This is a genomic window from Thermobifida alba (assembly GCF_023208015.1).
In the GTDB taxonomy this organism is placed as follows: domain Bacteria; phylum Actinomycetota; class Actinomycetes; order Streptosporangiales; family Streptosporangiaceae; genus Thermobifida; species Thermobifida alba.
Map to the genome: position 1 here is coordinate 3,478,675 of NZ_CP051627.1, position 25,757 is coordinate 3,504,431.

Sequence of the window (25,757 nt, forward strand, 5' to 3'; positions counted from 1 at the left end):
CGGGCCCCGGGTCAGCCCGGGGTGACCAGGCGCTGCACGCCCGGCGCGTACAGCTCCACGAGCCGCTCGGCGTCGGCCGTGCGGCCGGTGGCCCGGTAGTGGATGTTGAGGGTGGCGCCCAGGCCGAGCAGGTGGGCGACGACCAGCTCCGCGCGCAGGCGGACGTCGGGGCCGCGCAGGCGGGCCGCCACCGCGTCGGTGACCTGGGTGTGGAAGTACTCCCGCACCACGGCGCGCTCGTCCTGGACGGAACTGGAGAAGACCGCGCGCAGCAGCGGGTCGGCCCCGTTGCGCTCGCGCAGGTCGAGCAGGGTGCGGACCATGTGCTCGCCGAGCCGCTCCAGGGGCGCGTCCAGCAGTAGTTCCGCGGCCTTCGCGAAGTCCGCGGAGGCGCGCAGCAGCCGCTCCTTGGTACCGAAGTGCTTGATGACCAGGGCTGCGCTGACGCCCGCGTCGGCCGCGATGGCGCGGATCGTTACCTCGGCGTAGGGGCGCAGCGCGAAGGCGCGGCGTGCCGCCAGCAGGATCGCCGGACGGCTCGACTCGGCTGTCTGCTGGCCGCTGCTGTGATTCACCCGTGGCTCCCGGTCACGACTGCTGGGGGTTCTTCTGTATACCGGAACCGGGCCCGAGGTCGCGCACCGGCAGGGTGACCACCAGGGCGCCCAGTGCCACGCAGCCCGCGAGGAAGAAGGTCGTGAGGTAGGCCCCGAAGGTGGGCGCGGTGCCGCCGTCGACCTCCATCGTCATCCCGGCGAAGACGGCGGCCACGACGGCGCTGCAGATCGCCTGTCCCACGGCCCGCATGAGGACGTTGACGCCGTTGGCCGCGCCGGTCTGCGCCCGGGGCACGTGCTGCATGAGCAGGGCGGGCAGCGTGGAGTAGGGAAAGGCCGTGCCGATGCCCACGATCGCGGCCCCCACGATGATCATGCCCAGGCTCTCGCTGGTGAACAGCCGCAGCACGTAGCCGACGACCATCAGCGCGAGGCCGAACACGATGGGGGCCTTGGGTCCCCGTGAGGCGGCGATCCGCGCGGCGACCGGGGAGAACAGCAGCATGGTGATGGAGGCGGGCAGCATGCACAGTCCTCCGGCGACGACGGAGAGCCCCAGGCCGTAGCCGGTCTCGGTGGATTCCTGCACCAGTTGGGAGGTGACCAGGGAGTTGACGAAGAAGGAGAACCCGATCAGCAGGGTGGCGAGGTTGGTCAGCAGCACGGCGGGATTGGCCATGCTGCTCAGTTCCACGATGGGGTCGGCGACGCGTGTCTCGTGGCGGACCCAGACCGCGCCGACGGCCAGGGACACGGCGAACAGGCCGAGGACCGCCGGGGAGGTCCACCCCCACTCCGTTCCCCGCGACACCGCCGCCAGGAAGCAGACCAGGACGACGGTGAGCCCGAGGGTGCCCGCGGCGTCGAAGCGGCCGCCGGTGCGCGTCTCCGCCCGGGGGACGAAGGCCAGCACCAGCGTCAGGGCGAGCAGGCCGAGCCCGCCGCTCATCCAGAACACCGCGTGCCAGTCGGCGTAGCGGGCGATCAGCGAGGTCAGCGGGACGCCGACGGCCGCGCCGACGCCCATCGTGGTGCTCATCAGCGCCGCCGAGGAGGCCACCCGGGCGGGGGGCAGCACGTCGCGGAGGATGCCGATGCCCAGCGGCACCACTGCCAACGCGACCCCCTGGAGGGTGCGTCCGGCCACCAGGAGCAGGATGTGCGTGCTGAGGGCGGCCAGCAGGGAGCCCGCGACGAGGCAGAGGAGCGCGGCCACCAGCACCTCGCGTCTGCCGTACATGTCGCCGAGGCGTCCCAGGACGGGGGTGGACACGGCTCCGGCGATCAGCGAGGCGGTGACCACCCAGCTCACCGCCTCGTGGGTGGTGTCCAGGGCCTCGATGAGGGTGGGCACCAGCGGCACCGCGAGGGTCTGCATGACCGCGGTGACCACTCCGGCGAAGGCCATCGCGGTGAGGAGGAGGCGGGGGCGGCGGATGGGGGCGGGGCTGGCGGAAGCTTCGGTCACGCGGGCTCCCTTCGGCCTCGGAGGACCATGTCGAACTGGGGTAAACAAGTGTTCACCCCAGTGGATCCTAGTCGCCCCCGATCGGCGGCCGCCGTCGAGGCCCGGTCCGGCCGCCGCGTCACGGCGCGGGGCGGGACCGCTCGGGCACGCACTGCACGGCGGCCGCCCCGGCCAGCGCCAGGACCCCGGACAGGGCGAAGACCAGCAGGTACGCCTCGAAGGCGGGCGCGGTCACACCGCCGGCGTCCACCGTCACGCCCGCCAGCACGGTGGCCACGACCGCGCTGCAGACCGCTTGACCCGCGGCCCGCAGCAGGAAGTTGACGCCGTTGGCCGCCCCGGTCCGCCCCCGTGGGACGTGCCGCATGAGCAGGGTGGGCAGCGCCGCGTAGGAGACGGCGCCGCCGATGCCGACCACCGTGGCCCCCGCGACGATCATGGCCAGGCTCTCGCTGGTGAACAGCCGCACCAGGAAGCCGACCGCGATGACCAGCGCGCCGAGCACGGTGGTGGACCGGGGGCCGAGGGCCGTCGACAGCCACGCCGCGACCGGGGAGAACACCAGCATCGTGATCCCCGCGGGCAGCAGGGTCAGGCTGCCGGCGAAGACGGAGAGCCCCAGGCCGTAGCCGGTCTCGGGGGGCTCCTGCACCAGTTGGGAGGTGGCCAGGGAGTTGGCGAGGGTGGTGAAGCCGAGCAGCAGGGTGGCGAGGTTGGTCAGCAGCACGGCCGGACTGGCCATGACCCGCAGCTCCACGATGGGGTCGGCGACGCGCGTCTCGTGGCGGGCCCAGACCGCGCCGACGGCCAGGGACACGGCGAACAGGCCGAGGACCGCCGGGGAGGTCCACCCCCACGTGGTCCCCTGGGTCACCGCGAGCAGGAGGCAGACCAGGACGACGGTGAGGCCGAGGGTGCCGAGGAGGTCGAGGCGGCCGCCGGTCCGCGCCTCCGCCCGGGGAACGGAGGCGGACACCAGCACGGCGCAGAGCAGGCCGAGCGCCCCGCAGCCCCAGAACACCGCGTGCCAGTCGGCGTACTGGGCGACCAGGGCGGACAGGGGGACTCCGACGGTCGCTCCGATCCCGACCGTGGCGCTCATCAGTCCCACCGCGGCCGCCACCCGCTCGGGCGGCAGCACGTCGCGCAGGACGCTGATGCCCAGCGGCACCACCGCCACCGCGGCCCCCTGCAGCGCCCGGCCGGCGACGAGGGCGAGGACGTGGGAGCTGAGCGCGCACAGCAGGCAGCCGGCCACCAGGATGGCCAGGGCGGACAGCAGCATCCGGCGTTTGCCGTACAGGTCGCCGAGCCGTCCGAGCACCGGGGTGGCGACGGCTCCGACGACCAGGGTGGCGGTGACCGCCCAGCTCACCGTCTCCGGAGTGCTGTCGACCAGGTCGGGGAGGTGGGGCAGGAGCGGGACGGTGACGGTCTGGACGGCCGCGGTGAGCACTCCTCCGCAGGCCAGCGCGGCGACGAGCAGCCGGGGACGGCGACTGGGCACGGGGACCGCCTCGGGCACGGGGACTCCCCTCGGTCGGGAGGACGGCAGTGAACCAACGGGGTAAACAACTGTTCACCCCGTTGTGTACACCATCACCCCGCGTTTGACGACCCTTTTCGCCCCAATTCGTCACCGGATGAGCATCCGAACAACTTTTCTTGGGATTTCTGGCGCTCACCGGGAACCGGAGCCTCCCCCGAAGCGTCCCAACCATCGCAAGACCGCCACCGCGGCCGACGCGGTGGCGATCGCGGGCGCGCACTATCGTCCGGTCCGGCACGACAGCGCCGGACCGGACGATGACCGGTTGTGGACAGTGCCATTGCCCTCCCCTGGCTCCCCGGCTAGGTTCCGGCACAGCGGTTCCACTCACCGCCTCGTCCCGCGGAACCGTGACACGCGGAGAGGGGTTGCGGCAGACCGGCATGAGCGACTTCTTCACGGCCGCCCTCGGGTTTCCCACCGCCCTGTTCAGCTTCGCCCTGATCGTGGTCGTCGGCTACTGGTGCCTCGTCGTCCTCGGCGTGCTCGGGATCGACACGCTCGACGCCGACGCCGACTCCGACGTGGGCGGTCTCACGGAAGCCATGTCCGCCATCGGTCTCAGAGGAGTCCCGGTCACCGTGTCGCTCTCCGTCATGATCGCCGTGGCGTGGTTCGCCTCCCTCAGCGGCTCCGCCCTCCTGGACGGCGTCGACCTGTCCGACCCGATGACCATCGCGCTGGGGGTCGTCGTCCTCGCCCTCGCCGTGGTCTGCGCCTGGGCCGCGGCCAGTTTCTTCGCCCTGCTGTGGCGGCGCTTCCTGCCGGGCGGCCGCGAACCCTCCCGGCACGACTTCGTCGGACGGGTCTGCGTGGTCCGCACCGGACGCGTGGGCACCGACTTCGGCCAGGCCGAGGTCACCGCCGCCGACGGCTCCACCGCGCTCATCCAGGTACGGCAGACCGGCGAGGAGGCCCTCACCTCCGGCAGCACCGCGCTGATCGTCGACCACGATCCCGACGGCTCCTTCTTCTGGGTCACCGCCTACCACGCCGAACTCGACCCGAACCGCCCGACCCCCTGACCGCCGCGGCCGCCGCCTCCGGTGCCCGGCGGTCGGCCGCCTACCGCCGCCCTGCCCGCGGCCCGCCCGAGACTCCGAACACCCGACCCTAGGAACCGCCTATGGACACCATCGCCGCAGGGGCCGGCGTACTCGTCGCTGTCCTCCTCCTCGTCCTGATCGGACTGCTCATCGTCATCAGCCGCCTGTTCCGCAAGGTGGAGCAGGGCAAGGCGCTGATCATCTCCAAGATCCGCAAGGTCGACGTCACCTTCACCGGCGCGGTCGTGCTGCCCGTGCTGCACAAGGCTGAGGTCATGGACATCTCGGTGAAGACCATCGAGATCTCCCGCACCGGCAAGGAAGGCCTCATCTGCCGGGACAACATCCGCGCCGACATCCGCATCACGTTCTTCGTGCGGGTCAACAAGACCGTCGAGGACGTCATCAAGGTCGCCCAGGCCATCGGCACCGAACGCGCCAGCGACCAGGCCACCCTCCAGGAGCTGTTCAACGCGAAGTTCTCCGAGGCGCTCAAGACCGTCGGCAAGCACCTGGACTTCGAGGACCTCTACACCCAGCGCGCGGAGTTCCGCGACCAGATCATCAGCGTCATCGGCACCGACCTCAACGGCTACAGCCTGGAGGACGTGGCGATCGACTACCTGGAGCAGACCCCGCTGGTCCAGCTCGACCCGGCCAACATCCTCGACGCCCAGGGCATCCGCAAGATCACCGAGCTGACCGCGCAGCAGAACGTCAGCACCAACGAGCACCGCCGCAACGAGGAGAAGGAGATCGAGCGCCAGAACGTCGAGGCGCGCGAGACCATCCTCGAACTGGAGCGCCGCCGCGAGGAGGCCGAGGCCAAGCAGAAGCGCGAAGTCGAGTCGCTGCGCGCGCAGACCGAGGCCGAGACCGAGATCGTGCGCGCCGAGGAGATGCTGCGCGCCGAGACCGCCCGCATCCGCGCCGAACAGGAACTGGGCGTGCAGCGGGAGAACCGGGAGCGCGAGATCGCGGTGGCGGCGAAGAACCGCGAACGGGTCATCGCCGTGGAGAGCGAGCGCATCGAGAAGGACCGCCTGCTGGAGGTCATCGCCCGGGAGCGCGAGACCGAGCTGTCGCGCTACGCCAAGGACAAGGAGCTGGAGGCCGAGCGGCGCGAGATCGCCGAGGTCGTCCGCGAACGCGTGGCCGTGGAGAAGACCGTCGCCGAGCAGGAGGAGAGCATCAAGAGGCTGCGCGCGGTCGAGGAGGCCGAGCGCCAGCGCCAGTCCGCGGTCATCCTCGCCGAGGGCGCGGCCCAGGAGCAGCTGGTCAAGGACATCAAGGCCGCCGAGGCCGCGGCGCAGGCCGCCGAGCACGCCGCCCGCGAACAGCTCACCCTCGCCGAGGCGCGCCAGCAGGCCGCCGAACTGGACGCCGCCGCCAGCATCCGCCTGGCCGAGGGCAAGCAGGCCGAAGCCGCCGCCGAGGGGCTGGCCCGGGTGCAGGTCAGCGAACGCGAGGCCGAGGTCCTGGAGAAGACGGGCCGCGCCGAGGCGGTCGTCGCCCGCGAGAAGGCGCTCGCCCAGGCCGAGGAGGTCGAGAAGGTCGGTCTCGCGCAGGCCGCCGCCGACCGGCAGCGGGCCCTCGCCGAGGCCGAGGCCGTCCGCGAGAAGCTCAAGGCCGAGGCCGAGGGCATCCACGACAAGGCCGAGGCGATGGCCGCGCTGGACGAAGCCACCCGCGAGCACGAGGAGTACCGCCTGCGCCTGGAGGCCGACAAGGAGGTCCGCCTCGCCGGGATCGAGGCGCAGCGCCAGATCGCCGCGGCCCAGGCCGACGTGCTCGGCAAGGGCCTGGAGAGCGCCGACATCGACATCGTCGGCGGCGACGGGGCGTTCTTCGACCGCGTCGTCAACGCAGTCGGCGCGGGCAAGGCCGTGGACGGCTTCCTGGAGCACTCCCAGGCCGCCCGCACCCTCGCCGGGCCGTGGCTGGACGGCTCCCGCGACCTGCCCTCCGACCTGACCAGGATGCTGGGCGCGGTCGACTCCGCCGACGTCAAGAACCTCACCCTGTCGGCGCTGCTGCTCAAGCTGATCAACGAGGGCGGCCCCCAGGCCTCCGGCCTGTCCAGCCTGCTGAAGTCGGCCCGGAAGCTGGGCCTGGCCGACACGCCGCTGTCCGAACTCGCCTCCGCCGCGCCGACCCCGTCGAAGCAGCTGTGAGGACTGTGTGACCGACCTCGTCACCACCGCTTCCGACGACGACCGGGCCGGGCTCGACATGGGCACCTACGAGGTGCTCCGGGCCCGGCTGGGCGAACAGGCCGCCGAGCTGGCGCGGCGCGCCGAAGCCCTCAACGCCGCACGGCTGGAGGTCTTCGGCGGCACCGAGCTGCGCCTGCTCGGCACCGAGCGCGTGCGCACCGCCAACCACTGCGTGCCGCGCGACATCGTGCCCGTCGGCGACCTGATGCTGTTCGGCTACAACGTCTTCATCGGCATGAAGACCGAGACGCACGTGGCCGACGTGTTCTCCCTGCACCGCTTCGACTCCGCCGACGGGGCCCTCTCCTTCACCGAGGCGCAGGCGGGCGAACTGCCGGAACTGCTGGAGGACGAGCGGTTCCGGCGGGACTTCGCGGAACTGTACCGGTACTTCCGCGACACGCGGCTGCTGCAGCTGCGGCGCGTCGAGGGCCGCCTGCTCGCGGTGTTCCAGACCGGCCCCTCCGTCTCCGACATCCGGGTGCTGCGCTGGCGGATCGGCGCCGACGGCTCCCTGTCCTACCTGGACAACAAGGGCGAACGGGACCACGTCTTCCCCCCGCAGCAGGACTTCACCTGGATCGAGACCACCCGCGACGACCACGTGCCGGGCCGCCACCCGCACATCTCCATCGACGACGAGGTGTTCGTGGAGACGGTCGGCGGCGACCTGACCGTCAAGGTCGAGAACAACACGGAGAGCGGCGAGGGCGTCTACAGCGAACCGGTCGCCGAACCGCTGCAGAGCCTCGCCGACGCCGACGTGCGCTACGCCCGGGTCGGACCGCTCATCCTGCTGCGCATCCTGCCGTACAAGGAGACCGAGTACCGGCACCTGGTGTTCAACACCCGCACCCGGGACGTGGTCCGCCTCGACGGCATCGGACAGGCCTGCCAGCGGCTCCCCGACGACCAGGGCCTGATCTTCCCCGGCGGCTACTACCTGTCCACGGGCACGGTCAAGACCTTCGACACCGACGTCACCGACCTGGAGTTCCAGGCGCTGGTCCGCTCCCCCAACGGCGAGGACGTGCTCTACGTCTTCCACTCCCGGGCGGAGGGCCGCAGCCTGCTGCTGCCCTACAACGTGATCCGCAAGGAGGTCGCCACCCCCCTCTCCTGCCACGGCTACTCGATCTTCGACGACGGCGTCATGGTGGTGTTCCGCGCCCTGTCGGACGAACCCACCCGGGTCCATCCGATGCAGGTGTGGCAGACGCCGTTCCAGTCCGACGCGTACGCGGCCCGCCAGCCCGCCGGGACCGGGCCGCTGGAGCGGGTCGGCAACGCCGACCTGGTGCGCGGCGTCTCCGACGCGCTGTCGGTGGCCCGCATGGTGCACGAGATGACCCCGTCCGCGCCGGTGTTCGAAGGGCTGATCGCCGCCTGCACGCGCGCCCTCGACCAGTACCACTGGCTGGACGACCCGGACCTGCACGACCTGGCGGAGCCGCTCAGGCAGGTGCGCTCCACCGCCGAGCAGGTGCTGGAGGAGTTCGAGAAGGTCCAGGAGCTCACCGCGCAGGCCGCCCGCGCGCTGGACGAGGCGGAGGCCGACGCCGCTGCCCTGGTGCGCCGGGTCCGCTCCGAGACGCCCGCCTCCGCCGACGAGTGGGTGCGCCGCCTCGCCGAACTGCGCCGCGCCCGCGGCCACCTGGAAACCCTGCGCGACCTGCGGTACGTCGACACCGCGCGGCTGGACTCCCTCGTCTCCTCCCTGGAGGCCGACACCGCCGACGCGGGACGGCGCGCCGTGGAGTTCCTCAGCGGCGCGGACGCGTTCACCAGCTACCACGCCGCGGTGGACGCCCTGGTCGGCGAGGCCGAGGCCATCGAGACCGTCGCCGCTGCCGAACCGGTCCGGCAGCGCCTGGCCGAGCAGACCGAGGGCTTGGAGACCGTCACCGAGGTCGTCGGCTCCCTCGACATCGCCGACGCGACCGTGCGCACCCGCATCCTGGAGCGGGTCGCCGAGGTGCTGGGCACCGTCAACCGGGCGCGCGCCACCCTGGACGCGCGCCGCCGCGAACTGCTGTCCGTGGAGGGGCGGGCCGCGTTCGCCGCCGAGTTCGCGCTGCTGGGGCAGTCCGTGGCCGGCGCGCTGGCGATGGCCGACACGCCCGAGGCGTGCGACGAGCAGCTGGGGACCCTGCTGCTGCAGGTGGAGAACCTGGAGTCGCGGTTCGCGGAGTTCGACGACTTCCTCGCCGAGCTGGAGGCCAAACGCGAGGACGTCTACGAGGCGTTCAGCGCACGCAAGCAGGCCCTGCTGGACGAGCGGACCCGGCGCGCCGACCGGCTCGCCGAGTCCGCCGAGCGCATCCTGGCCAGTGTGCGCCGCCGCGCCGCCGCCCTCGGCTCCCTCGACGAGGTCAACACCTACTTCGCCGCCGACGCGATGGTGGCCAAGCTCCGCTCCCTCGCCGAGGAGCTGCGCGGCCTCGGCGACCAGGTGCGCGCCGAGGAGGTCGAGGGGCAGGTCAAGGCGGCCCGCCAGGAAGCCGGCCGGGCGCTGCGCGACCGCCTCGACCTGTTCACCGACGGCGGCGAGACGATCCGGCTGGGCCACCACCGGTTCGCCGTCAACACCCAGCCCCTGGACCTGACGATGGTGCCGCACGAGGAGCGCATGGCGTTCACCGTCACCGGCACCGACTACCGGTCCCCGGTGGCCGACCCCGGCTTCGCGGAGACCCGGCCGTTCTGGGACCAGCCGCTGGTCTCGGAGTCGCCCGAGGTGTACCGGGCCGAGTACCTGGCCGGGGAGATCCTCGCCGCCGCCGAGGCGGGACGGGACGGGCTGTCCACGGCCGCGCTGCGGCAGGCCGCGGAGAGCCCCGACGGGCTGCTGTCCGTGGCGCGCCGGGAAGCGGAGTCCCGCTACGACGAGGGCTACGAGCGCGGCGTGCACGACCACGACGCCGCCGCGATCCTGGCCGCGCTGCTGCGCCTGTCCGAGGACGCGGGACTGCTGCGCTACCCGGGGGCCGCGCGCGCCACGGCCCAGCTGTTCTGGGCGTTCGGCACCGAGGAGGCGGACCGGCGGACGTGGGCGACGCGGGCCCGCTCCCTGGTGCGGGCGCGGTCGGTGTTCGGGCCGGGGGCCGCCGGCGCGGTCGCGGAGCTCGCCGGGGAGCTCGCGGCGCGCATCACTGCGTTCCTCGACGCCAACGCGCTGGCCGACCACCGCGACCGCGCCGCGGCCGCGGGCGAGTACCTGGTGGAGGAGCTGGCCGCCGACGACGGCGGGTTCGCGGTGAGCGCCGGGGCGCGCGCGTTCGTCGACCGGTTCCTGCGCGGCCTGGGACCGTCCGGTTCGGCCGAGCGCCGCGCGTTCACCGACGACCTGGCCGCCCTCGGAGCGGACCTGGCGGCCCGCCACCAGCTGGCGGACGCGTGGCTGACCGCGTTCCGCGCCACCCGCGACGACGTGGCCGCCGCCGACCAGCCCGAGGCGGTCGCGCTGCTGCTCGCCGACGGCCTGGACCGCTACGAGCCGCCGGGGGCGCTCACCGCGACGGTCGACGGCCTGCTGGGCGCACACCCGCGCGTCCGGGAGCGGCGGCTGGAGCTGCGCCTGGACGAGACGTGGGAGCGGCTGCGCCGCTTCCGCACCGAACGGGTCCCCGCCTACCGCGCCTACCTGCGGCGGCGCAACGAGCTGGTGGCGGCCGAGCGCGCCCGGCTGCGCCTGGACGAGTACCACCCCCGGGTGCTCAGCTCGTTCGTGCGCAACCAGCTGCTGGACGAGGTGTACCTGCCGCTGATCGGCGACAACCTCGCCAAGCAGCTGGGCGCGACCGGCGACGGCAAGCGCACCGACCAGATGGGGCTGCTGCTGCTCATCTCCCCGCCCGGCTACGGCAAGACCACGCTCATGGAGTACGTGGCCAGCCGGCTGGGCCTGCTGTTCGTGAAGGTGAACGGCCCGTCGCTGGGGCACGCGGTGACCTCGCTGGACCCGGAGGAGGCGCCCAACGCCACCGCGCGCCAGGAGGTCGAGAAGATCTCCTTCGCGTTGGAGGCGGGCAACAACGTGCTGCTGTACCTGGACGACATCCAGCACACCTCGCCGGAGCTGCTGCAGAAGTTCGTCTCGCTGTGCGACGGCCAGCGCCGCATGGAGGGCGTGTGGGGCGGCCGCACCCGCACCTACGACCTGCGCGGCAAGCGGTTCGCGGTGTGCATGGCCGGCAACCCCTACACCGAGGAGGGCAAGCGGTTCCGCATCCCCGACATGCTCGCCAACCGCGCCGACGTGTGGAACCTCGGCGACGTGCTCAGCGGCCGGGACGACCTGTTCGCGCTGAGCTACGTGGAGAACGCGCTGACCGCCAACCCGGTGCTGGCGCCGCTGTCCACCCGGGACCGCGGCGACGTGCGGCTGCTGGTGCGGATGGCCCGCGGCGAGGAGGGGATCCAGGCCGACCAGCTGTCCCACCCCTACTCGGCGGTGGAGCTGGACCAGGTCCTGTCGGTGCTGCGCAAGCTGCTGCGGGTACAGGAGGTGGTGCTGGCCGCGAACCGCGCCTACATCGCCTCGGCCGCGCAGTCGGACGCCGCGCGCACCGAACCGCCGTTCCTGCTCCAGGGCTCCTACCGGAACATGAACGCGATGGCGGAGCGGATCGTGCCGGTGATGAACGACGCCGAGGTGGAGTCGCTGATCGACGACCACTACCTGGGCGAGGCGCAGACGCTGGCGTCGGGCGCGGAGGCCAACCTGCTGAAGCTGGCCGAGCTGCGCGGGCGGATGTCGGAGGAGCAGCGGGCCCGCTGGGCCGAGGTGAAGGCGGCGTTCCGGCGGGCCCGGGCGCTGGGCGGCGCCGAGGACGATCCGCTGGTCCGGGCCGTGGGCGCGGTCGGCCTGCTCGCCGACCGGGTGGGCGCGGTGGAGGAGGCCATCGACCGCGCGGCCCGGCGGTTCGGCCCCGGGTGAGCGGGAGACGTCGGTGATCATGCCCCCAGCGCCAGAATCGGCCGTGCCGATGGCCCTGGGGGCATGATCGTCAATTCTCCGGGGCGGGTCAGGCTGCGGGTTCGCCGAACCACCTCGGCAGGTGGTCGAGCAGGTCCCGCTGGTCCTCGCCGACCCAGGCCACGTGGCCGTCCGGACGCAGCAGCAGCGCGGGCACGTCCACCTCCGCGTCGCCGTCGACGACGTGGTCGACCCGGTCGGCCCAGCCCGCCGCCGAGAGCCGGCCGGTCCGGTCCAGCAGCACCCCGCGGCCGTGGCGCATCCGCTCGTACAGGCGGCCCCGCCCCAGGGGCATGTCCCGCAGCCGGCGGCCGAGCAGTTCGTGGCCCTCCCCGAGGTCGTAGCGGACCCCGACCGCGGTGACCTTCTCCATCAGGTGCCGGTTCACCTCCTCGAAGTCCATCAGCTCCGACAGCAGCCGGTGCGCCGCCCGGGCCCCCGGGTCGGTGGCCATCAGCGCGGACTGCGCGCGGGTGTTGTCCAGCACGTCGGCGGCCACCGGATGCCGTTCGGTGTGGTAGCTGTCCAGCAGCCCTTCCGGGGCCCAGCCGCGCACCTCGGCGGCCAGTTTCCAGCCGAGGTTGAACGCGTCCTGGATGCCGAGGTTGAGCCCTTGCCCGCCGAGCGGCGCGTGGACGTGCGCCGCGTCGCCGGCGAGCAGCACCCGGCCGACCCGGTAGCGTTCGGCCAGGCGGGTGGCGTCGCCGAAGCGGGACAGCCAGCGCGGCGAGTGCACGCCGAAGTCGGTGCCGGCGACCTCCCGCAGCCGCTGCCGGAACTCCTCCAGGGTCGGCGGGGCCGTGCGGTCCTCGGCCACCCGCGCCGCGGGCACGACGGCGCGGTGCGCGCCGTCGTCGAGCGGCCCGATCCCGAACCCCAGGTAGGTGCCGCGGACCTCCGCCATGACGGCGGCGATCCGCTCCGGGGTCTCGGTCACCTCCACCTCGCCCAGCAACCACTCGGTCCGGGCGGGCTCGCCGGGGAAGCCGACGCCGAGCAGCCGGCGCACCGTGCTGCGGCCGCCGTCGCAGCCGACGAGGTAGCGCGCACGCAGCCGGGTGCCGTCGGCCAGTTCCGCGTCCACCCCGTCCTCGTCCTGGGCCAGTCCGACCAGTGCGCGGCCGCGCCGGATGTCGGCCCCCAGCTCGGCGGCGCGTTCGGCCAGCAGGCGGTCGGTGACGGGCTGCGGGATGCCGAGGATGTACGGGTGCGCGGTGTCCAGCCGCTTCGGCCACGGCTTGATGATCCCGGCGAAGTAGCCGCCCATCCGGTACTGCTTGCCGTGCGCGAGGAACCGGTCCAGCAGGCCGCGCTGGTCCATGATCTCGATGCTGCGCACGTGCAGCCCGAGGCCGCGGACGATCGGGCTCGGTTCCGCCTCCTTCTCCAGCACGACCGTGTGCAGGCCGTGCAGCCGCAGCTCTGCGGCCAGCATCATGCCGGTCGGTCCCCCACCGACGACGACCACGTCGATCATGACGGTCCCCCCGTTTCCGCGTGTCCCGGTCCAGGTCCAGGTCAGCGATTCTGCGGCACGACCGGGGGCTTGCCGCAAGCCCCCGGGTGCGTTGTAAGTTGAAAGTGGCGGGGAGTCTCCTGACCTCCCCGCTTTCGCACGGGCGCCGACCGTCCTGTTCCCAGGGCCGTGCCCGGCGCCGGTTCCGGCCCCGGGGGCATGGTCGCCGGGTCTCCGGGCCCCCGGCGGAGGTCACCCTTCCGCCTCCTCCTTCCGGGCGCTCTCCCCTCCCCGCAGCAGGGTGGCCAGGTGGACCGGACGGGCCTCCGGGTGGGCCTGTTCCACCTGCACCCGGCAGCTGAAGCCCTCGGTCAGCACCGTGTCGTCGGCCCCAGCGGCGCGCACCGCGGGCAGCAGTCCCTGCTCCGCGCAGGCCATCGACACCTCGTAGTGGCCCTCCACGAACCCGAAGTCGCCCGCCAGGCCGCAGCAGGAATCCTGCGGCACCTCCACCGCGGCCCCGGCCCGCTCCAGCAGGGCGCGCTCGGCCTGCCAGCCCGAACCGGCACGCTGGTGGCAGTGGACCTGCGCGACCACGCGGCCCCCGATCCGGGGCGGCTGCCAGTCGGGGGTGAACTCGGCGAGCGCCTGGGCGAGGGTGCGGACCGCACCCGCCACCTCGGCGGCCTCGGCGGTGCCGAGCAGGCGCGGCAGCTCCCGGCGCAGCTGCTCGGTGCAGCTGGGTTCCAGGCCCACCACGACCGCGCCCGCGCGCACGGCGGGCAGCAGGGCGCGCACCGTCCGCGCCGCCGCGGCCCGCGCCGTCCCCAACTGCCCGGTGGACGTCCACGTCAGTCCGCAGCACAGGCGGGCCGGAGCGTCCAGCACCTCCCAGCCCGCGTCCCGCAGCACCGCGCGGCCGTCGGCGAGCACCTCCGGGGAGAACGCTGGGTTGAAGCTGTCGGTCCACAGCACCGCGCGCGGCCGGTCCGCGGCGAACCCGCGCCGCAGCGGAGCACCGCCCGCGCGCGCGGCGCGCCGCCGGCTGCGGGAGGCGAACACCGGCAGCTCCCTGCGCCGGTCGATGCCCGCGACCCGTTTGAGCAGCCCCGCCAGCGGAGACCGGGTCACCGCGTTGACCAGCCCCGGCACCAGGCCCGCGGGTTTCAGCCACACCGGCAGCCAGCCCAGCGCGTAGTGGGCGCGCGGCCGGATCCTGCCCCGGTAGTGGTGGTGCAGGAACTCCGACTTGTAGGCGGCCACGTCCACCCCGACCGGGCACTCCTTCGCGCACGCCTTGCAGGACAGGCACAGTTCCAGCGCCTCGCGCACCTCGGGGGAGCGCCAGCCGTCGGTGACGACCTCCCCGGCGAGCATCTCCCCCAGCACGCGGGCCCGGCCCCGCGTGGAGTCCTTCTCCTCGCGGGTCACCTGGTAGCTGGGGCACATCGCCCCGGTGTGGGCGCGGCACTTGCCCACGCCGACGCAGCGGCGCACCGCGCGCGCGAAGTCGTCGCGGTCCTCGGCGAGGTGCAGGACCGGGCGGACCGGGTCGGCCATGGCGAGCGGGCGCACGTCGGCGTCGAGCGGGCGGGGCCGCACCACCGCGCCGGGGTTGAGCGTGTCGTCGGGGTCCCACACCTGTTTGGCCTCGGCGAACGCCGTGAGCAGGGCGGGCGAGTAGACCCGGGACAGCAGTTCGGAGCGGGCCTGCCCGTCGCCGTGCTCGCCGGAGGGCACGCCGCCGTGCCGGACCACGATGTCGCAGGCGGCCTCGGCGAAGCGGCGGTAGCGGGCCACGCCCTCGGGGCTGGTCAGGTCGGTGTTGAGCCGCACGTGCAGGCAGCCTTCGCCGAAGTGGCCGTAGACCGGGCCGGACAGGCCCTCCTCGCGGCAGAGCGCGTCGAAGTCGCGCAGGTAGGCGGCGAGGTTCTCGGCGGGCACGGACGCGTCCTCCCAGCCGGGCCAGGCTTCGTCGCCGCTGGGCGGGCGGGTGGCCAGTCCGGCGGCGTCCTCGCGGATGCGCCACAGCCGGGCCCGGTCGGCGGGGTCGGCGACGACGAGGGTGGAGCGGACGTGCGGGGCGAAGGCGCGTTCGGCGCGGCGGGCCGCGGCCGCCGCTTCGGCGGGGGTGTCCCCGCCGAACTCCACGTACAGCCACGCGCCGCCCTCGGGCAGGTCGGCGACGCGGGGGCCGAGCAGTTCGGTGTCCATGCCCTCCACGGTGAGCGGGCCGTACGCCAGGAACTCGTGGGCGATCTCGGCGGCGGCGTAGCGGTCGGCGCAGCCGACGAGCAGCAGCGCCCGTGCCGCGGGGGCGGGCACCAGGGCGAGGGTGGCGGAGGTGACGACGGCGCACCCGCCCTCGGTGCCGACGAGGCTGCGCGCGTAGTCGCGGCGTTCCGGCAGCAGGTGCTGCAACGGGTATCCGGACACCTGCCTGTGGAAGCGGTCCAGTTCGGTGCGGATGGGCGCGAGGTGGCGGGCGGCGACGGCGTCGAGGCCGTCCATGAGGGCGCGGTCGGGCAGGCCGTCGGGGGTGGCGATCCGGTCGGCGGTGACGGTGCGGCGGCGGCCGTCGGCGGTGACGACCTCCAGCGCGGTGACGTTGTCGGCGGTGGTGCCCCAGGCCACCGAGTGGGAACCGCAGGCGTTGTTGCCGATCATGCCGCCGAGGGTGCACCGGTTGCGGGTGGAGGGGTCGGGGCCGAAGGTGAGTCCGTGTGCGGCGACGGCGGCGTGCAGGGTGTCCAGGACCGTTCCGGGCTCCACGACGGCGCGGCGCGCCTCGGGGTCCACGCTGAGGACGCGGTTGAGGTGACGGGAGGTGTCGACGACCACTCCCGCGCCGAGCGCCTGGCCGCCGCAGGAGGTGCCGCCGCCGCGCATGGTGACGCCCACCCCGGCCGCGCGGCAGATCTCCAGCACGGCCGCGATGTCGTCGGTGTGGCGGGGATGGACGACGCCGAGGGGGACACGGCGATAGATCGAGGCGTCGGCGGAGTAGAGGGCCCGGGCCAGCGGGGAGAAGTCCACCTCGCCGCGCACGGCCGCGGCGAGGTCCCTGGCGAGCGGGGCGTGTTCCTGGGATGCGACGGTGGTCATGGTCCACGTCTACCCCGCCGCTTCGGCCTCACCGGTGCCGGGGACCGGTCAGGCCGTGGGACGCCAGCACAGGTGCCGGGGCACCCCTGTCCGGCGGAGGTCCTCCTCCAGCAGGGACGTCCAGTCCGGCCGCCACCGGGGGTCGCGGGAGCGCAGCTCGGCGCGCAGCACCCCCCACTGGCTGTGGAGCACGAGGGAGGAGCCCCACCAGGCGGGGAGGTGGTCGTAGGCGCGGTCGACCTCGACCCCGGCGCCGGTCGGCCGGATCCGCGCGTACAGCCAGCGCCCCCGCTCGGGGTGGGCCTCCTCCTCCCGCCAGGCGGACAGCGCGTCCGACAGCTCCGGGTCGACCCACTTCCCGTCGGCGTCGAGGAACTCGCTGCGGGGGCCGAAGAAGCCGGCGGGACGCCATTCGAGGCCGCCGAGGTGGGCCACCGTGATCCCGGCGCCGGCGCGGTGGTCGCGCAGCCACTCCGCCACCCGGTCCAGCGCCGGTCCGGGGACGGGTGCGGGACGGTCCAGTTCGGCCGCCCCGCGCATGACATGGGAGACCAGGTCCTGCGGGGGGCATGCGGAGACGACGCGCCGGTCCGCGGGTTCGCCCCGGCCCGCGGGCAGTTCCGGCCGGGTCGAGCCGGGGGCCACGCCGAGCCTCTCGGCCGTGGCGAGCGCCCCCGCGATGTCGGGCTCCCACTCCTCGTCCTGCTGGACCTCCCGGTCCAGCGCGTCGGCCAGCGGTTCGACGACCGAACGGTCCACCGCGCGCCGCAGCGCCGCCTCCCTGAGGGCGTCGAACGCCTCCGCCGCCTCCTCCTCGTGGTCGGGGTCGGCCAGGTCCAGGTAGCACTGCTCGACGGCGGAGCCGCCGAACCAGTCCCCCTCGCCCGACGACACCCCCTCCGGGAAGGGCGCCCGAGACCACGCCGTCCCGTCCCACCACTCGACGCAGGAGACGAGCAGCAGCGTCCGCAGGACCTCGTCGAGCCACTCCCAGGGCAGCCAGTCCGGTGCCCCGGCGAGGAGGTCCACGGGGGGAACGTGCTGGGCCAGTTCGTTGTGGTCGGCGTCGTAGCCGTAGAAGACCGCGCGTCCGCCCTCGATCCAGCTCATGCCCCAGCAGCCGTTGCCGATGTCCTCGTTGCGCAGTCCGTCCCGTCCGATGTGGAAACCCGGGATCCGCTGCGGGACCAGCGCGGCCACCACGGCGTAGGCGGCGGCCTCGTTCCAGCGTTCTTCGGCGTTCATGCTCCTGCTCTCTAGGTCGGGTCGGTTCCCGACGCGGTGGGGGTCGGGAACCGGTCGGGTCGTGGGGCGCAGGCGCGGGGCGGCCCTGGTTCCGGGTCTTCTCGCCCGGTCCGGCCCTCGCCCCGGCGGCCGCTGCCCGCGTCGATGCCGGGCAAGGTGGGGCCGGTCCTCCCAACCGGCCGCTGCCCGGGGGCTCCGAAGGGTCGGCGGCCGGCGGCGTCCCCCGTGCCTCCCGCTGCGGAGCCCCCCGTTTCGACTGCGGGGCGGGGCCGCCGGTTCCCCGCGGCGCGGGGGTTTCTCCGCGGCGTCGGGGACGGGGCCGCCGGGAGGTTTTCCCTTTTGAGACCTGACCTCGGGAAAACAGGCGACGTTTTCCCAGATCGTGTCCGTCCGGGGGAAAACCCGAACTTTCCTGCGCCGAACCCATTGACATCTATGAAGCGCGACACAAATAATGGGTATCGACCGCTTGGGAGCGCTCCCAAAAGGTCAGGAGAAGATCCCTTGTTGGGCGGTGGCTGCCTTCCTCCACTCCTCCCATCCTCAGGGTGGCCACCGTTCATCCCCCAACAGGAGATCTTTGAGCCCCCCGACCGTCGGCCCTTCCCGGGAAGGGCCGACCAGGTCACCGGAACCTTCACCGCGGATGGCTCATCCCCCACCAGAGCCACTCCCGGAGGGGCCGGGGTGCGTGCGGGCGCCCCGGCTCCTCACCCCCGAAGGGCTCGTCTCCGAAGGCTTGAGCCAGCCCTGGAAGGGTTGGGGTGCGTGCGGGCGCCCTGGCTCTTCACCGCCAAAGAGCTCGCCTGGAGACTTGAGCCGCCCAGGGGCCGGGGTGCGTGCGGGCGCCCCGGCCCCGAATTCTTCCCGCCGCCTCACGCGGCGGGCTCGAAACTCTCCGTCATCCGGTCCAGCAGCGCCGCTCCGGTCTGCTCCCAGTCGTCCTCCGGGTACACCAGGAACAGCGCGTAGCCCTTCTTCTCGGTGTGGAAGCCCCGGTTGAGCGCGTGCATCGGACGCCCCCCGCTGGTGAAGGTGAACTCCCAGTCCGAGGCCGTGAGGTAGCGCTCCATGACCGGATGGTCGGTGTACTCGATCCCGATCAGGCGGTAGTTCGAGAACCGTCCGGACGCACCCCGCTCCTGGTTCTCCCAGTCCCTCTTCGCGTCGTCGCCGGGCGAGTCGGTCTGGTCGACCTGGAGGTAGCCGCCGTCGGGGTTGCGGAAGAAGACGCTGCTGCCCCGCCGGTCCACCGACCAGCCCTCCGGGACGTCCAGGGAGAAACCGGTGGGGTCCTCGTGCCGAACCAGCGGCGGACCGGAGTAGTCGTCCTCCTCGTCGTCCTTCTCGTCCTCCTCGCCGCCGTCCTCCGGCTGCGGCTCCGCATCTGGGTCCGCCGGCTCCGGACGGTCCGTCTCCGCCTCCCCCGGCTCCCCGGTCCCCTCCTGGGTCTGCGTTCCCGTCTGCTCCCCGCCCGCCCGGCTCCCGCCTGCCGGGGGCACCAGCAGCACCACGGTCGTGATCACCGCCGCCACCACGACGAGCGCCAGGGCCACCAGGCCGGCGGTCACCAGCCCGCCGCGCCGTCCCCCGCCCTCCGGCACCGTGGCCAGCGGCAGCGAACTGGTGTCGTCGACGGGCTCCGCGACGACGTCGGCGGCCACCGTGGCCCCCGTCTGGGCGGGACGCGCCCCGGAGGAGGCCGTCGGACTCTGCGGGGGCGCGCTCAGCACGATCCGCTGCAACTCCTCGACGGCCTCGTGCACCGTGGGGCGCTCCCGCGGGTCCTTGTTGAGCAGCCGCTCCAGCAGTGGCCGCAGCGGCCCCGCCTGCACCGGCGGGGGCACCTCGTCGACCACGACCGCGGTGAGGGTCGCCATCGGGGTGGCGCGCTGGAACGGCGGGGTCCCGTGGACGGCCGCGTACAGGGTGGTGCCCAGCGCCCACATGTCCGCGGCCGGGCTGGCCGGCTCCCCCCGGGCCTGCTCGGGGGCGAGGTAGCTGGGCGAGCCCAGCAGGTTCCCGGTCCGGGTCAGCTTGCTGCTGCCCTCCAGGTAGGCGATGCCGAAGTCGGTGAGCACCGCCCGGTCCCCGCGGGCCACGAGCACGTTGCCGGGCTTGATGTCGCGGTGCACGATCCCGCGCTGGTGCGCCACCGACAGCGCCGCGGCCACCTGGAGCCCGAGGTTGGCGGCCCGCTCGGGGGTGATGGTCCCCTCCTGCTTGATGATCTCGCTGAGGGACCTGCCCTGGACGAGTTCCATGACGATCCACGGAAAACCGTCCTTCTCCACCACGTCGAACACGGTGATGATCGACGGATGGCTGAGCTGGGCGGCGCTGCGGGCCTCCCGCAGCATCCGGGCGCGCAGGACCTCGATCTCCTGCGGCGGCAGGTGCTCGTTGATGGTGAGTTCCTTGATGGCCACCGGCCGGTCCAGGAGTTCGTCGACGCCCTCCCAGACGCGTCCCATCCCTCCCTCGCCGATGAGCCCGTGCAGCCGGTACCGACCGGCGAGAAGGAAATCGGGGGGTCGGGGGGAATCATTGCTCATCGGCGGCTTCCTCGGTCTGATGCTGGCGCGGCCTACCAATGCGGCGCCCCATCCGGAATTTTAGAAGGATCGGCCCGTCAACAGCCCCTTCCCGCGGGCGCAATCGCCGCCTCTCCTGCCGCACCGGCCAGAAAACCGAGATGACCTGCGATCTTTCAGGGACAGAACCGACATTGCCGTTTTCGGTTCGCGCGGGTTCGCCTACGGTACCGCGCACCGGAACGTCCCGCCGCATACGATGGCACCGTGATTTGTCCTAAGTGCCAAGGCCGCATGCGCACCTTCGACCGCATGGGCGTCCACATCGACCAGTGCGAACGATGCCGGGGTATCTTCCTCGACGCCGGCGAACTGGAGCAGATCGTCGCCGCCGAGCAGCGCCACTACACTCCGGCTCCCCCTCCTCCCCCGCCCCACGGCGCGCCGCCGCCGGTGTACCACCCCCGGCCGGACTCGCCGCACCCCTACGGCTACGCCGACTCGCCCCGCCCCTACTACGGCGACTCCCCTCGCCCCTACGGGTACAAGCGGCGTCGCAAGAGCTTCCTTGAGGAACTGTTCGACTAGACCCCGGCCGTGAACCTGTTGATCTGTGCGCGCTGCGGCGCGTACACGGACACTCCCGTGGTCGAACCGGACGGGCCGGTGCTCCGCTGCGTCGAGTGCGGGCACCGGCAGCCGTTCCGGCGGCTCCCACTGTTCTCCGTGGCCGGCCCCAGCGGCACCGGCAAGTCCACGGTCGGACGGCTGCTGACCGAGTGGCTGTCCGACCGCTACGTGGTGGTGGAGCAGGACGTCCTGTGGGTGGGCGGCCTGCGCGACCCCTCCCACCACCACCGGCTGTTCCGGTCGACGTGGCTGCGGATGGCCGCGATGCTCCACCAGAGCGGCCGTCCCGTGGTGCTGTGCGGCACGGTCGTCCCCCCGGAGTTCGAGCCGCTGCCGGAACGCGCGCTGTTCTCCGAGATCCGCTACCTGTCCCTGATGTGCGACCCCGACGTGCTGGCCGAACGGCTGCGGGCCCGCCCCGCCTGGCGGGAGTGGGACGAGCCGCGCATCGCGGAGATGCTGGAGTACGCGGAGTGGATCCGGGAGAACGCCGCGACGATGTCTCCGCCGATGACGCTGCTGGACACCACGCACGCCGCGGTGGAGGAGACCGCGCAGGCCGTCCACGCCTGGATCACGGGGGAGTCGCGTCCGCCGCGCTGACACCGCGGAGGGGGACACGTGCCTCCCTCGCCCCCGGGACGTGGGGCGCGGAAGGGGTTCCGCGCCCCGGGGCCGGCGGCTCAGTCCGCGGCGGACGGCCGGAAGCCGCGGAGCCGCAGGCTGTTGCTGACCACGAAGACGCTGGAGAACGCCATGGCCGCGCCCGCGATCATCGGGTTGAGCAGACCGGCGGCGGCCAGCGGCAGCGCGGCCACGTTGTAGGCGAAGGCCCAGAACAGGTTGCCCTTGATGACGGCCAGGGTGCGCCGCGACAGCCGGATGGCGTCGGCGGCCACCCGCAGGTCGCCGCGGACCAGGGTGAGGTCGGCGGCCTCGATGGCGGCGTCGGTGCCGGTGCCCATCGCCAGTCCCAGGTCGGCCTGGGCGAGGGCGGCGGCGTCGTTGACGCCGTCGCCGACCATCGCCACCGTGCGGCCCTCGTCCTGGAGCCGTTTGACCACGTCGACCTTGTCGGCGGGCAGCACCTCGGCGATGACCTCGGCGATGCCGACCCGGTCGGCGACCGTGCGCGCCACCGCCGCGTTGTCGCCGGTGAGCAGGATCGGGGTCAGGCCCAGCCGGCGCAGGCGGGCCACCGCCTCGGCGCTGGTGGGTTTGACCGCGTCGGCGACGGTGAGCACTCCGCGCGCCTTCCCGTCCCAGGCGACCGCGACGGCGGTGTGTCCCGCCGCCTCCGCCTCCGCGCCGACCCGCGCCAGCTCCTCGGGCAGGCTCAGCGACCACTCGTCGAGCAGGGCGGCCCGTCCGACGACGACCGCGTGGCCGTCGACCACGCCCCGCACCCCCAGACCGGCGGTGCTGGCGAAGTCGGCCACCGGCGGCAGGTCGCCGAACCGGTCGGCGGCGCCGCGGGCGACGGCCCGGGCGACGGGGTGCTCGGAGGCGTGCTCCACGGCTCCGGCCAGGCGCAGCACCTCGTCGGCGTCCTCGCCGTCGGCGGCGACCACGTCGACGAGGGTCATGGTGCCGGTGGTGACGGTGCCGGTCTTGTCGAGCACGACCGTGTCGACGCGGCGGGTGTCCTCCAGCACCTCGGGGCCCCTGATGAGGATGCCGAGCTGGGCGCCGCGGCCGGTGCCCACGAGCAGCGCGGTGGGGGTGGCCAGGCCCAGCGCGCACGGGCAGGCGATGATGAGCACCGCGACCGCGGCGGTGAACGCCGCCTCCACCGGCCCCCCGAGGCCCAGCCAGAATCCGAGCGTGGCCGCGGCCAGCGCGATCACGGCGGGCACGAACACGCCGGAGATCCGGTCGGCGAGCCGCTGCACCTCGGCCTTGCCGCTCTGCGCCTCCTCCACCAGCTTCGCCATCCGCGCGAGCTGGGTGTCGGCGCCCACGCGGGTGGCGCGCACCACGATCCGGCCCCCGGCGTTGACGGTGGCGCCCGTCACCGGGTCGCCGACGCCGACCTCGACCGGCACGGACTCGCCGGTGAGCATGCTCGCGTCGACCGCGGAGGCGCCCTCCTCCACCACGCCGTCGGTGGCGATCTTCTCGCCGGGCCGCACCACGAAGCGGTCGCCGACCGCGAGCCGGTCGGCCGGGACGCGCGTCTCCCGGCCGTCGCGCAGGACCGTGACCTCCTTGGCGCCCAGTTCCAGCAGGGCGCGCAGGGCGGCTCCGGCGCGCCGCTTGGAGCGGGCCTCGAAGTAGCGTCCGGCCAGGATGAAGGTGGTGACTCCGGCGGCGACCTCCAGGTAGATGTTGGCGGAGCCGTCGGTGCGGGCGATGGTGAGCTCGAACGGGTGCGTCATACCGGGCATGCCCGCGTCGCCGAGGAACAGCGCGTACAGCGACCAGGCGAAGGCGGCCAGGGTCCCCAGGGACACCAGCGTGTCCATGGTGGCCTCGCCCAGTCTCAGGTTCTTCCACGCGGCGACGTGGAACGGCAGCGCGCCCCACACCACGACCGGCGCGGCCAGGGTGAGGGAGGCCCACTGCCAGTAGGTGAACTGCAGCGCCGGGACCATCGCCAGGGCGATGACCGGGACCGACAGCACCGCGCTGACGAGGAGCCGGGTGCGCAGCGCGGCCACCGGGTCGGCCTGCGGCGGCGGTCCGCTCTCCTCCGTCGGGGGCGGTTCGGGCAGGGCCGCGGTGTACCCGGCCTTCTCGACCGTGGCGATCAGGTCGTCGGTGGTCACGCCGTCGCCGAACTCCACCGACGCCTTCTCGGTGGCGTAGTTGACGCTGGCGCGGACCCCGTCGAGCTTGTTGAGTTTGCGTTCGACCCGGTTGGCGCACGACGCGCAGGTCATCCCGCCGATGAGGAGTTCGACCCGCTCGACGCCGCGGCGCTGTGTGGTGTCGTCGCTCATCTGCTCTCCTGCTCCCGCACGGCCGCGGGCGCGCTCCCGGCCTCGGCGGAGCCGACCAGCGTCCCCGCCCAGAAGGCGACTCCGAACACGGCCGCGAGAACCAGCCCGTAGATTCCGAGTCTGCGCAGCACGCTCACGGTCGGCTGCTCCGGTGTCGACGGCATTCGCTACCACCCCCGAGAACCAATATACCCCCGTGGGGTATTCCGTCGCGCGGGGCCTCCGGGGGACGGGCCCCCGTCCGGGGCGGCCGAGAGGGCGCCGAACGCCCCCTCCCCGCCGGTCCTCCGCGGCGTGCCGCCTCCGGCCTCCCGAACGCTTCCCGCCACCGGTTCGGAACTCTGTGCGACTCCGGGCCATCGGAAGGGTAGAGGGGAACGGGCCGCGGAGGAGGAGGCGCGATGGAGCAGAGGCAGTCGATTCCGCTGGGCCTGGGCATCGGAACCGGTATGGGCATCGCCCTGGGCAGCGTGGTGGGCCTGGTGCTCGGTGTGGTCCCCGTGGGCATCGGGGTCGGTTTCGCCGCCGGGGCGAGCACCGGGATCCTCCTCGGCGTGCTGTGCGGCAGGCGCGGGACCGAGGTGTGAGCCCCCGGCATGCCTCCGGAGCCCGTGCTCTTTGAGTCGGGACACGGCCACCGAATGTGATTAGATGGGCGAAAATTAAGAAAGGGTGCATATGGGAGAAGCCCCACACCAACGTCCCAGCCCCGTCCTTCGACATCGTGCTGCGCGGCTACGACCGCGCCCAGGTGGACCAGTTCGTCGCGCTCCTGCGCGCCGCGGACGGCGACACCTCGGCCCTTCCCGACGGCCACCGTCCCCCGTCCTTCGACATCGTGCTGCGCGGCTACGACCGCGCTCAGGTGGACCAGTGGATCGCCGAGGCCACGGGCGAGTCCGCGCCCTCGGCCCCCGCCCCCGCCCGGGAGGGCGTGCGGCTGCCCGGAACATACGCGGCTCCCGCGTTCGACGTGGTGCTGCGCGGCTACGACCGCACCCGGGTCGACCCGGTGGTCCGGCGCGTCGTCGCGACCCTCGCCCGCGACGGCTCCGCCAAGCCCGTCACCCGCGTGGAGATCGCGGCCGCGGCCTTCCGCCGGGCCCTGTTCGGCTACGACCGCGACCAGGTGGACGCCTGGCTCCGGGAGATCGCCCCCGCCTCCCCGACTAGCGGCGCCTTCCGGGGAACCGGACCTCCGCCGCGGCCGTCGGAGAGGAGAGGCGACACGGAAGGCGACTGATGTCCGCACAGAACAACGGCACGGCAGTGGGAGCGGGTTTGGGGCTCGCCATCGGCATGGGTCTCGGCGTGGCCCTGGGGGTGGCGCTCGACAACATCGCCCTGGGCCTCGGCATCGGCATCGGCATGGGCGCCGGCATCGGCGCCGGCCTGGGAGTCGGGCTCACCCGGAAGAACGGAGAACGCGACTCCGGGGACTGACCCGAGGCGTCGGCGGCCGGTCCGCGCGAGCGCCGGCCGGGCGGAGCGGCCGCCGGGGCGCCTTCCCGCCCCGGGCCCGGTGGGATCGCGGGCCGGGAAGCACGGACACGGCGGTCGCCGGCGGGGGAGCGCTGTTCGGGTACACGGAAAAGCCCGGGACCGCGAGGGTTCCGGGCTTTGACGATGTCCGTCGAAGTGGCCAGGGGCGGGGTCGAACCGCCGACCTTCCGCTTTTCAGGCGGACGCTCGTACCAACTGAGCTACCTGGCCCCAGCCACACTCTACCGTGAGCCGAGCGGTCCTGACGGGATTTGAACCCGCGGCCTCCACCTTGACAGGGTGGCGAGCACTCCAAACTGCTCCACAGGACCTTGTATTCTTTTGTCCGCTTTGTCCGCGTCTTTCCTGATTCTATCAGGCTTTCCGCGTCCTCCGCGTGGTCTTCATTCTGCCAGACCTCGGCAGTACTTCAGACCGTTCGTACCCCCAACGGGATTCGAACCCGCGTTACCGCCTTGAAAGGGCGGCGTCCTAGGCCACTAGACGATGGGGGCCTCGACGACGACCGAGTCGTCACAATCCCGTTCC

Annotated in this window: 18 protein-coding genes and 3 tRNA genes; 8 read left to right on the plus strand and 13 right to left on the minus strand. The window is 73.3% G+C overall.

Going from position 1 to position 25,757, the window contains the following annotated elements; all coding sequences use genetic code 11:
- Nucleotides 1–11: 11 nt before the first annotated feature.
- The 3 genes from FOF52_RS15310 to FOF52_RS15320 all read right to left on the minus strand — a co-directional run bounded on the left by FOF52_RS15310 (nucleotide 12) and on the right by FOF52_RS15320 (nucleotide 3,550).
- On the minus strand, nucleotides 12–575 hold the full coding sequence (locus tag FOF52_RS15310) for a TetR/AcrR family transcriptional regulator (protein WP_248590634.1): 564 nt from the start codon (nucleotides 573–575) through the stop codon (nucleotides 12–14).
- A gap of 13 nt (nucleotides 576–588) precedes the next feature.
- The gene (locus FOF52_RS15315; protein WP_248590635.1) at nucleotides 589–2,025 is read right to left on the minus strand and encodes an MFS transporter; all 1,437 of its coding nucleotides are present in this window, start codon (nucleotides 2,023–2,025) and stop codon (nucleotides 589–591) included.
- A gap of 118 nt (nucleotides 2,026–2,143) precedes the next feature.
- Nucleotides 2,144–3,550: an MFS transporter gene (locus FOF52_RS15320; RefSeq protein ID WP_248590636.1), complete on the minus strand. Its 1,407-nt coding sequence runs from the start codon at nucleotides 3,548–3,550 to the stop codon at nucleotides 2,144–2,146.
- A 374-nt stretch (nucleotides 3,551–3,924) separates the two neighbouring features.
- On the opposite strand from FOF52_RS15320, the gene FOF52_RS15325 reads away from it, so the two are divergent.
- The 3 genes from FOF52_RS15325 to FOF52_RS15335 all read left to right on the plus strand — a co-directional run bounded on the left by FOF52_RS15325 (nucleotide 3,925) and on the right by FOF52_RS15335 (nucleotide 11,775).
- Nucleotides 3,925–4,599 (plus strand): hypothetical protein, encoded by a 675-nt coding sequence (locus tag FOF52_RS15325; protein WP_425265494.1) that lies wholly within the window; start codon nucleotides 3,925–3,927, stop codon nucleotides 4,597–4,599.
- A 101-nt stretch (nucleotides 4,600–4,700) separates the two neighbouring features.
- Entirely contained in the window at nucleotides 4,701–6,794 is a 2,094-nt protein-coding gene (locus FOF52_RS15330; RefSeq protein WP_248590637.1) for a flotillin family protein, read from the plus strand.
- Between the two features lie 58 nt (nucleotides 6,795–6,852).
- A complete protein-coding gene (locus FOF52_RS15335; RefSeq protein WP_248593881.1) occupies nucleotides 6,853–11,775 on the plus strand; it encodes a DNA repair ATPase in 4,923 nt (1,640 codons plus the stop codon).
- 88 nt (nucleotides 11,776–11,863) lie between these two features.
- Here the strand turns inward: FOF52_RS15335 and rox are convergent, their stop codons facing one another.
- The 5 genes from rox to FOF52_RS15360 form a co-directional block, all read right to left on the minus strand.
- Nucleotides 11,864–13,291, minus strand: coding sequence for a rifampin monooxygenase (gene rox / locus FOF52_RS15340; protein WP_248590638.1), 1,428 nt, complete (start codon nucleotides 13,289–13,291; stop codon nucleotides 11,864–11,866).
- 231 nt (nucleotides 13,292–13,522) lie between these two features.
- Nucleotides 13,523–16,375 carry an FAD-binding and (Fe-S)-binding domain-containing protein gene (locus FOF52_RS15345; protein ID WP_248590639.1) on the minus strand — a complete coding sequence of 951 codons (2,853 nt, stop codon included), beginning with the start codon at nucleotides 16,373–16,375 and terminating at the stop codon, nucleotides 13,523–13,525.
- 48 nt (nucleotides 16,376–16,423) lie between these two features.
- On the minus strand, nucleotides 16,424–17,620 hold the full coding sequence (locus FOF52_RS15350; protein WP_248590640.1) for a hypothetical protein: 1,197 nt from the start codon (nucleotides 17,618–17,620) through the stop codon (nucleotides 16,424–16,426).
- A gap of 875 nt (nucleotides 17,621–18,495) precedes the next feature.
- Nucleotides 18,496–20,175, minus strand: a complete 1,680-nt coding sequence (locus tag FOF52_RS15355; RefSeq protein ID WP_248590641.1) for a serine/threonine-protein kinase — start codon at nucleotides 20,173–20,175, stop codon at nucleotides 18,496–18,498.
- 201 nt (nucleotides 20,176–20,376) lie between these two features.
- Nucleotides 20,377–20,559 (minus strand): hypothetical protein, encoded by a 183-nt coding sequence (locus FOF52_RS15360; protein ID WP_248593978.1) that lies wholly within the window; start codon nucleotides 20,557–20,559, stop codon nucleotides 20,377–20,379.
- On the opposite strand from FOF52_RS15360, the gene FOF52_RS15365 reads away from it, so the two are divergent.
- Together FOF52_RS15365 and FOF52_RS15370 are read left to right on the plus strand one after the other, a co-directional pair.
- The gene (locus FOF52_RS15365; protein ID WP_248593882.1) at nucleotides 20,479–20,742 is read left to right on the plus strand and encodes a TFIIB-type zinc ribbon-containing protein; all 264 of its coding nucleotides are present in this window, start codon (nucleotides 20,479–20,481) and stop codon (nucleotides 20,740–20,742) included. The two genes, FOF52_RS15360 and FOF52_RS15365, sit on opposite strands and share 81 nt — an antisense overlap.
- Before the next feature lie 9 nt (nucleotides 20,743–20,751).
- Nucleotides 20,752–21,387 carry an AAA family ATPase gene (locus FOF52_RS15370; RefSeq protein ID WP_248590642.1) on the plus strand — a complete coding sequence of 212 codons (636 nt, stop codon included), beginning with the start codon at nucleotides 20,752–20,754 and terminating at the stop codon, nucleotides 21,385–21,387.
- 80 nt (nucleotides 21,388–21,467) lie between these two features.
- On the opposite strand, the gene FOF52_RS15375 is transcribed toward FOF52_RS15370, so the two are convergent.
- Both FOF52_RS15375 and FOF52_RS15380 read right to left on the minus strand, forming a co-directional pair.
- Nucleotides 21,468–23,726: a heavy metal translocating P-type ATPase gene (locus tag FOF52_RS15375; RefSeq protein ID WP_248590643.1), complete on the minus strand. Its 2,259-nt coding sequence runs from the start codon at nucleotides 23,724–23,726 to the stop codon at nucleotides 21,468–21,470.
- On the minus strand, nucleotides 23,723–23,890 hold the full coding sequence (locus FOF52_RS15380; protein WP_248590644.1) for a hypothetical protein: 168 nt from the start codon (nucleotides 23,888–23,890) through the stop codon (nucleotides 23,723–23,725). Before FOF52_RS15380 ends, FOF52_RS15375 begins: the two co-directional genes overlap by 4 nt.
- A gap of 237 nt (nucleotides 23,891–24,127) precedes the next feature.
- On the opposite strand from FOF52_RS15380, the gene FOF52_RS15385 reads away from it, so the two are divergent.
- The 3 genes from FOF52_RS15385 to FOF52_RS15395 all read left to right on the plus strand — a co-directional run bounded on the left by FOF52_RS15385 (nucleotide 24,128) and on the right by FOF52_RS15395 (nucleotide 25,169).
- Nucleotides 24,128–24,313 carry a hypothetical protein gene (locus FOF52_RS15385; RefSeq protein ID WP_248590645.1) on the plus strand — a complete coding sequence of 62 codons (186 nt, stop codon included), beginning with the start codon at nucleotides 24,128–24,130 and terminating at the stop codon, nucleotides 24,311–24,313.
- A 137-nt stretch (nucleotides 24,314–24,450) separates the two neighbouring features.
- Nucleotides 24,451–24,969 (plus strand): DivIVA domain-containing protein, encoded by a 519-nt coding sequence (locus FOF52_RS15390; protein WP_248590646.1) that lies wholly within the window; start codon nucleotides 24,451–24,453, stop codon nucleotides 24,967–24,969.
- Nucleotides 24,969–25,169: a hypothetical protein gene (locus tag FOF52_RS15395; RefSeq protein WP_248593979.1), complete on the plus strand. Its 201-nt coding sequence runs from the start codon at nucleotides 24,969–24,971 to the stop codon at nucleotides 25,167–25,169. The genes FOF52_RS15390 and FOF52_RS15395 overlap by 1 nt, the downstream gene beginning before the upstream one ends.
- Before the next feature lie 196 nt (nucleotides 25,170–25,365).
- Here FOF52_RS15395 and FOF52_RS15400 read toward each other — a convergent pair.
- From FOF52_RS15400 to FOF52_RS15410, 3 genes are all read right to left on the minus strand, one after another.
- Nucleotides 25,366–25,439: transfer RNA gene (locus FOF52_RS15400), tRNA-Phe, on the minus strand.
- A gap of 26 nt (nucleotides 25,440–25,465) precedes the next feature.
- Nucleotides 25,466–25,540: transfer RNA gene (locus FOF52_RS15405), tRNA-Asp, on the minus strand.
- Nucleotides 25,541–25,650: 110 nt separating this feature from the next.
- Nucleotides 25,651–25,723 (minus strand) — tRNA-Glu (locus FOF52_RS15410).
- Between the last annotated feature and the right edge of the window lie 34 nt (nucleotides 25,724–25,757).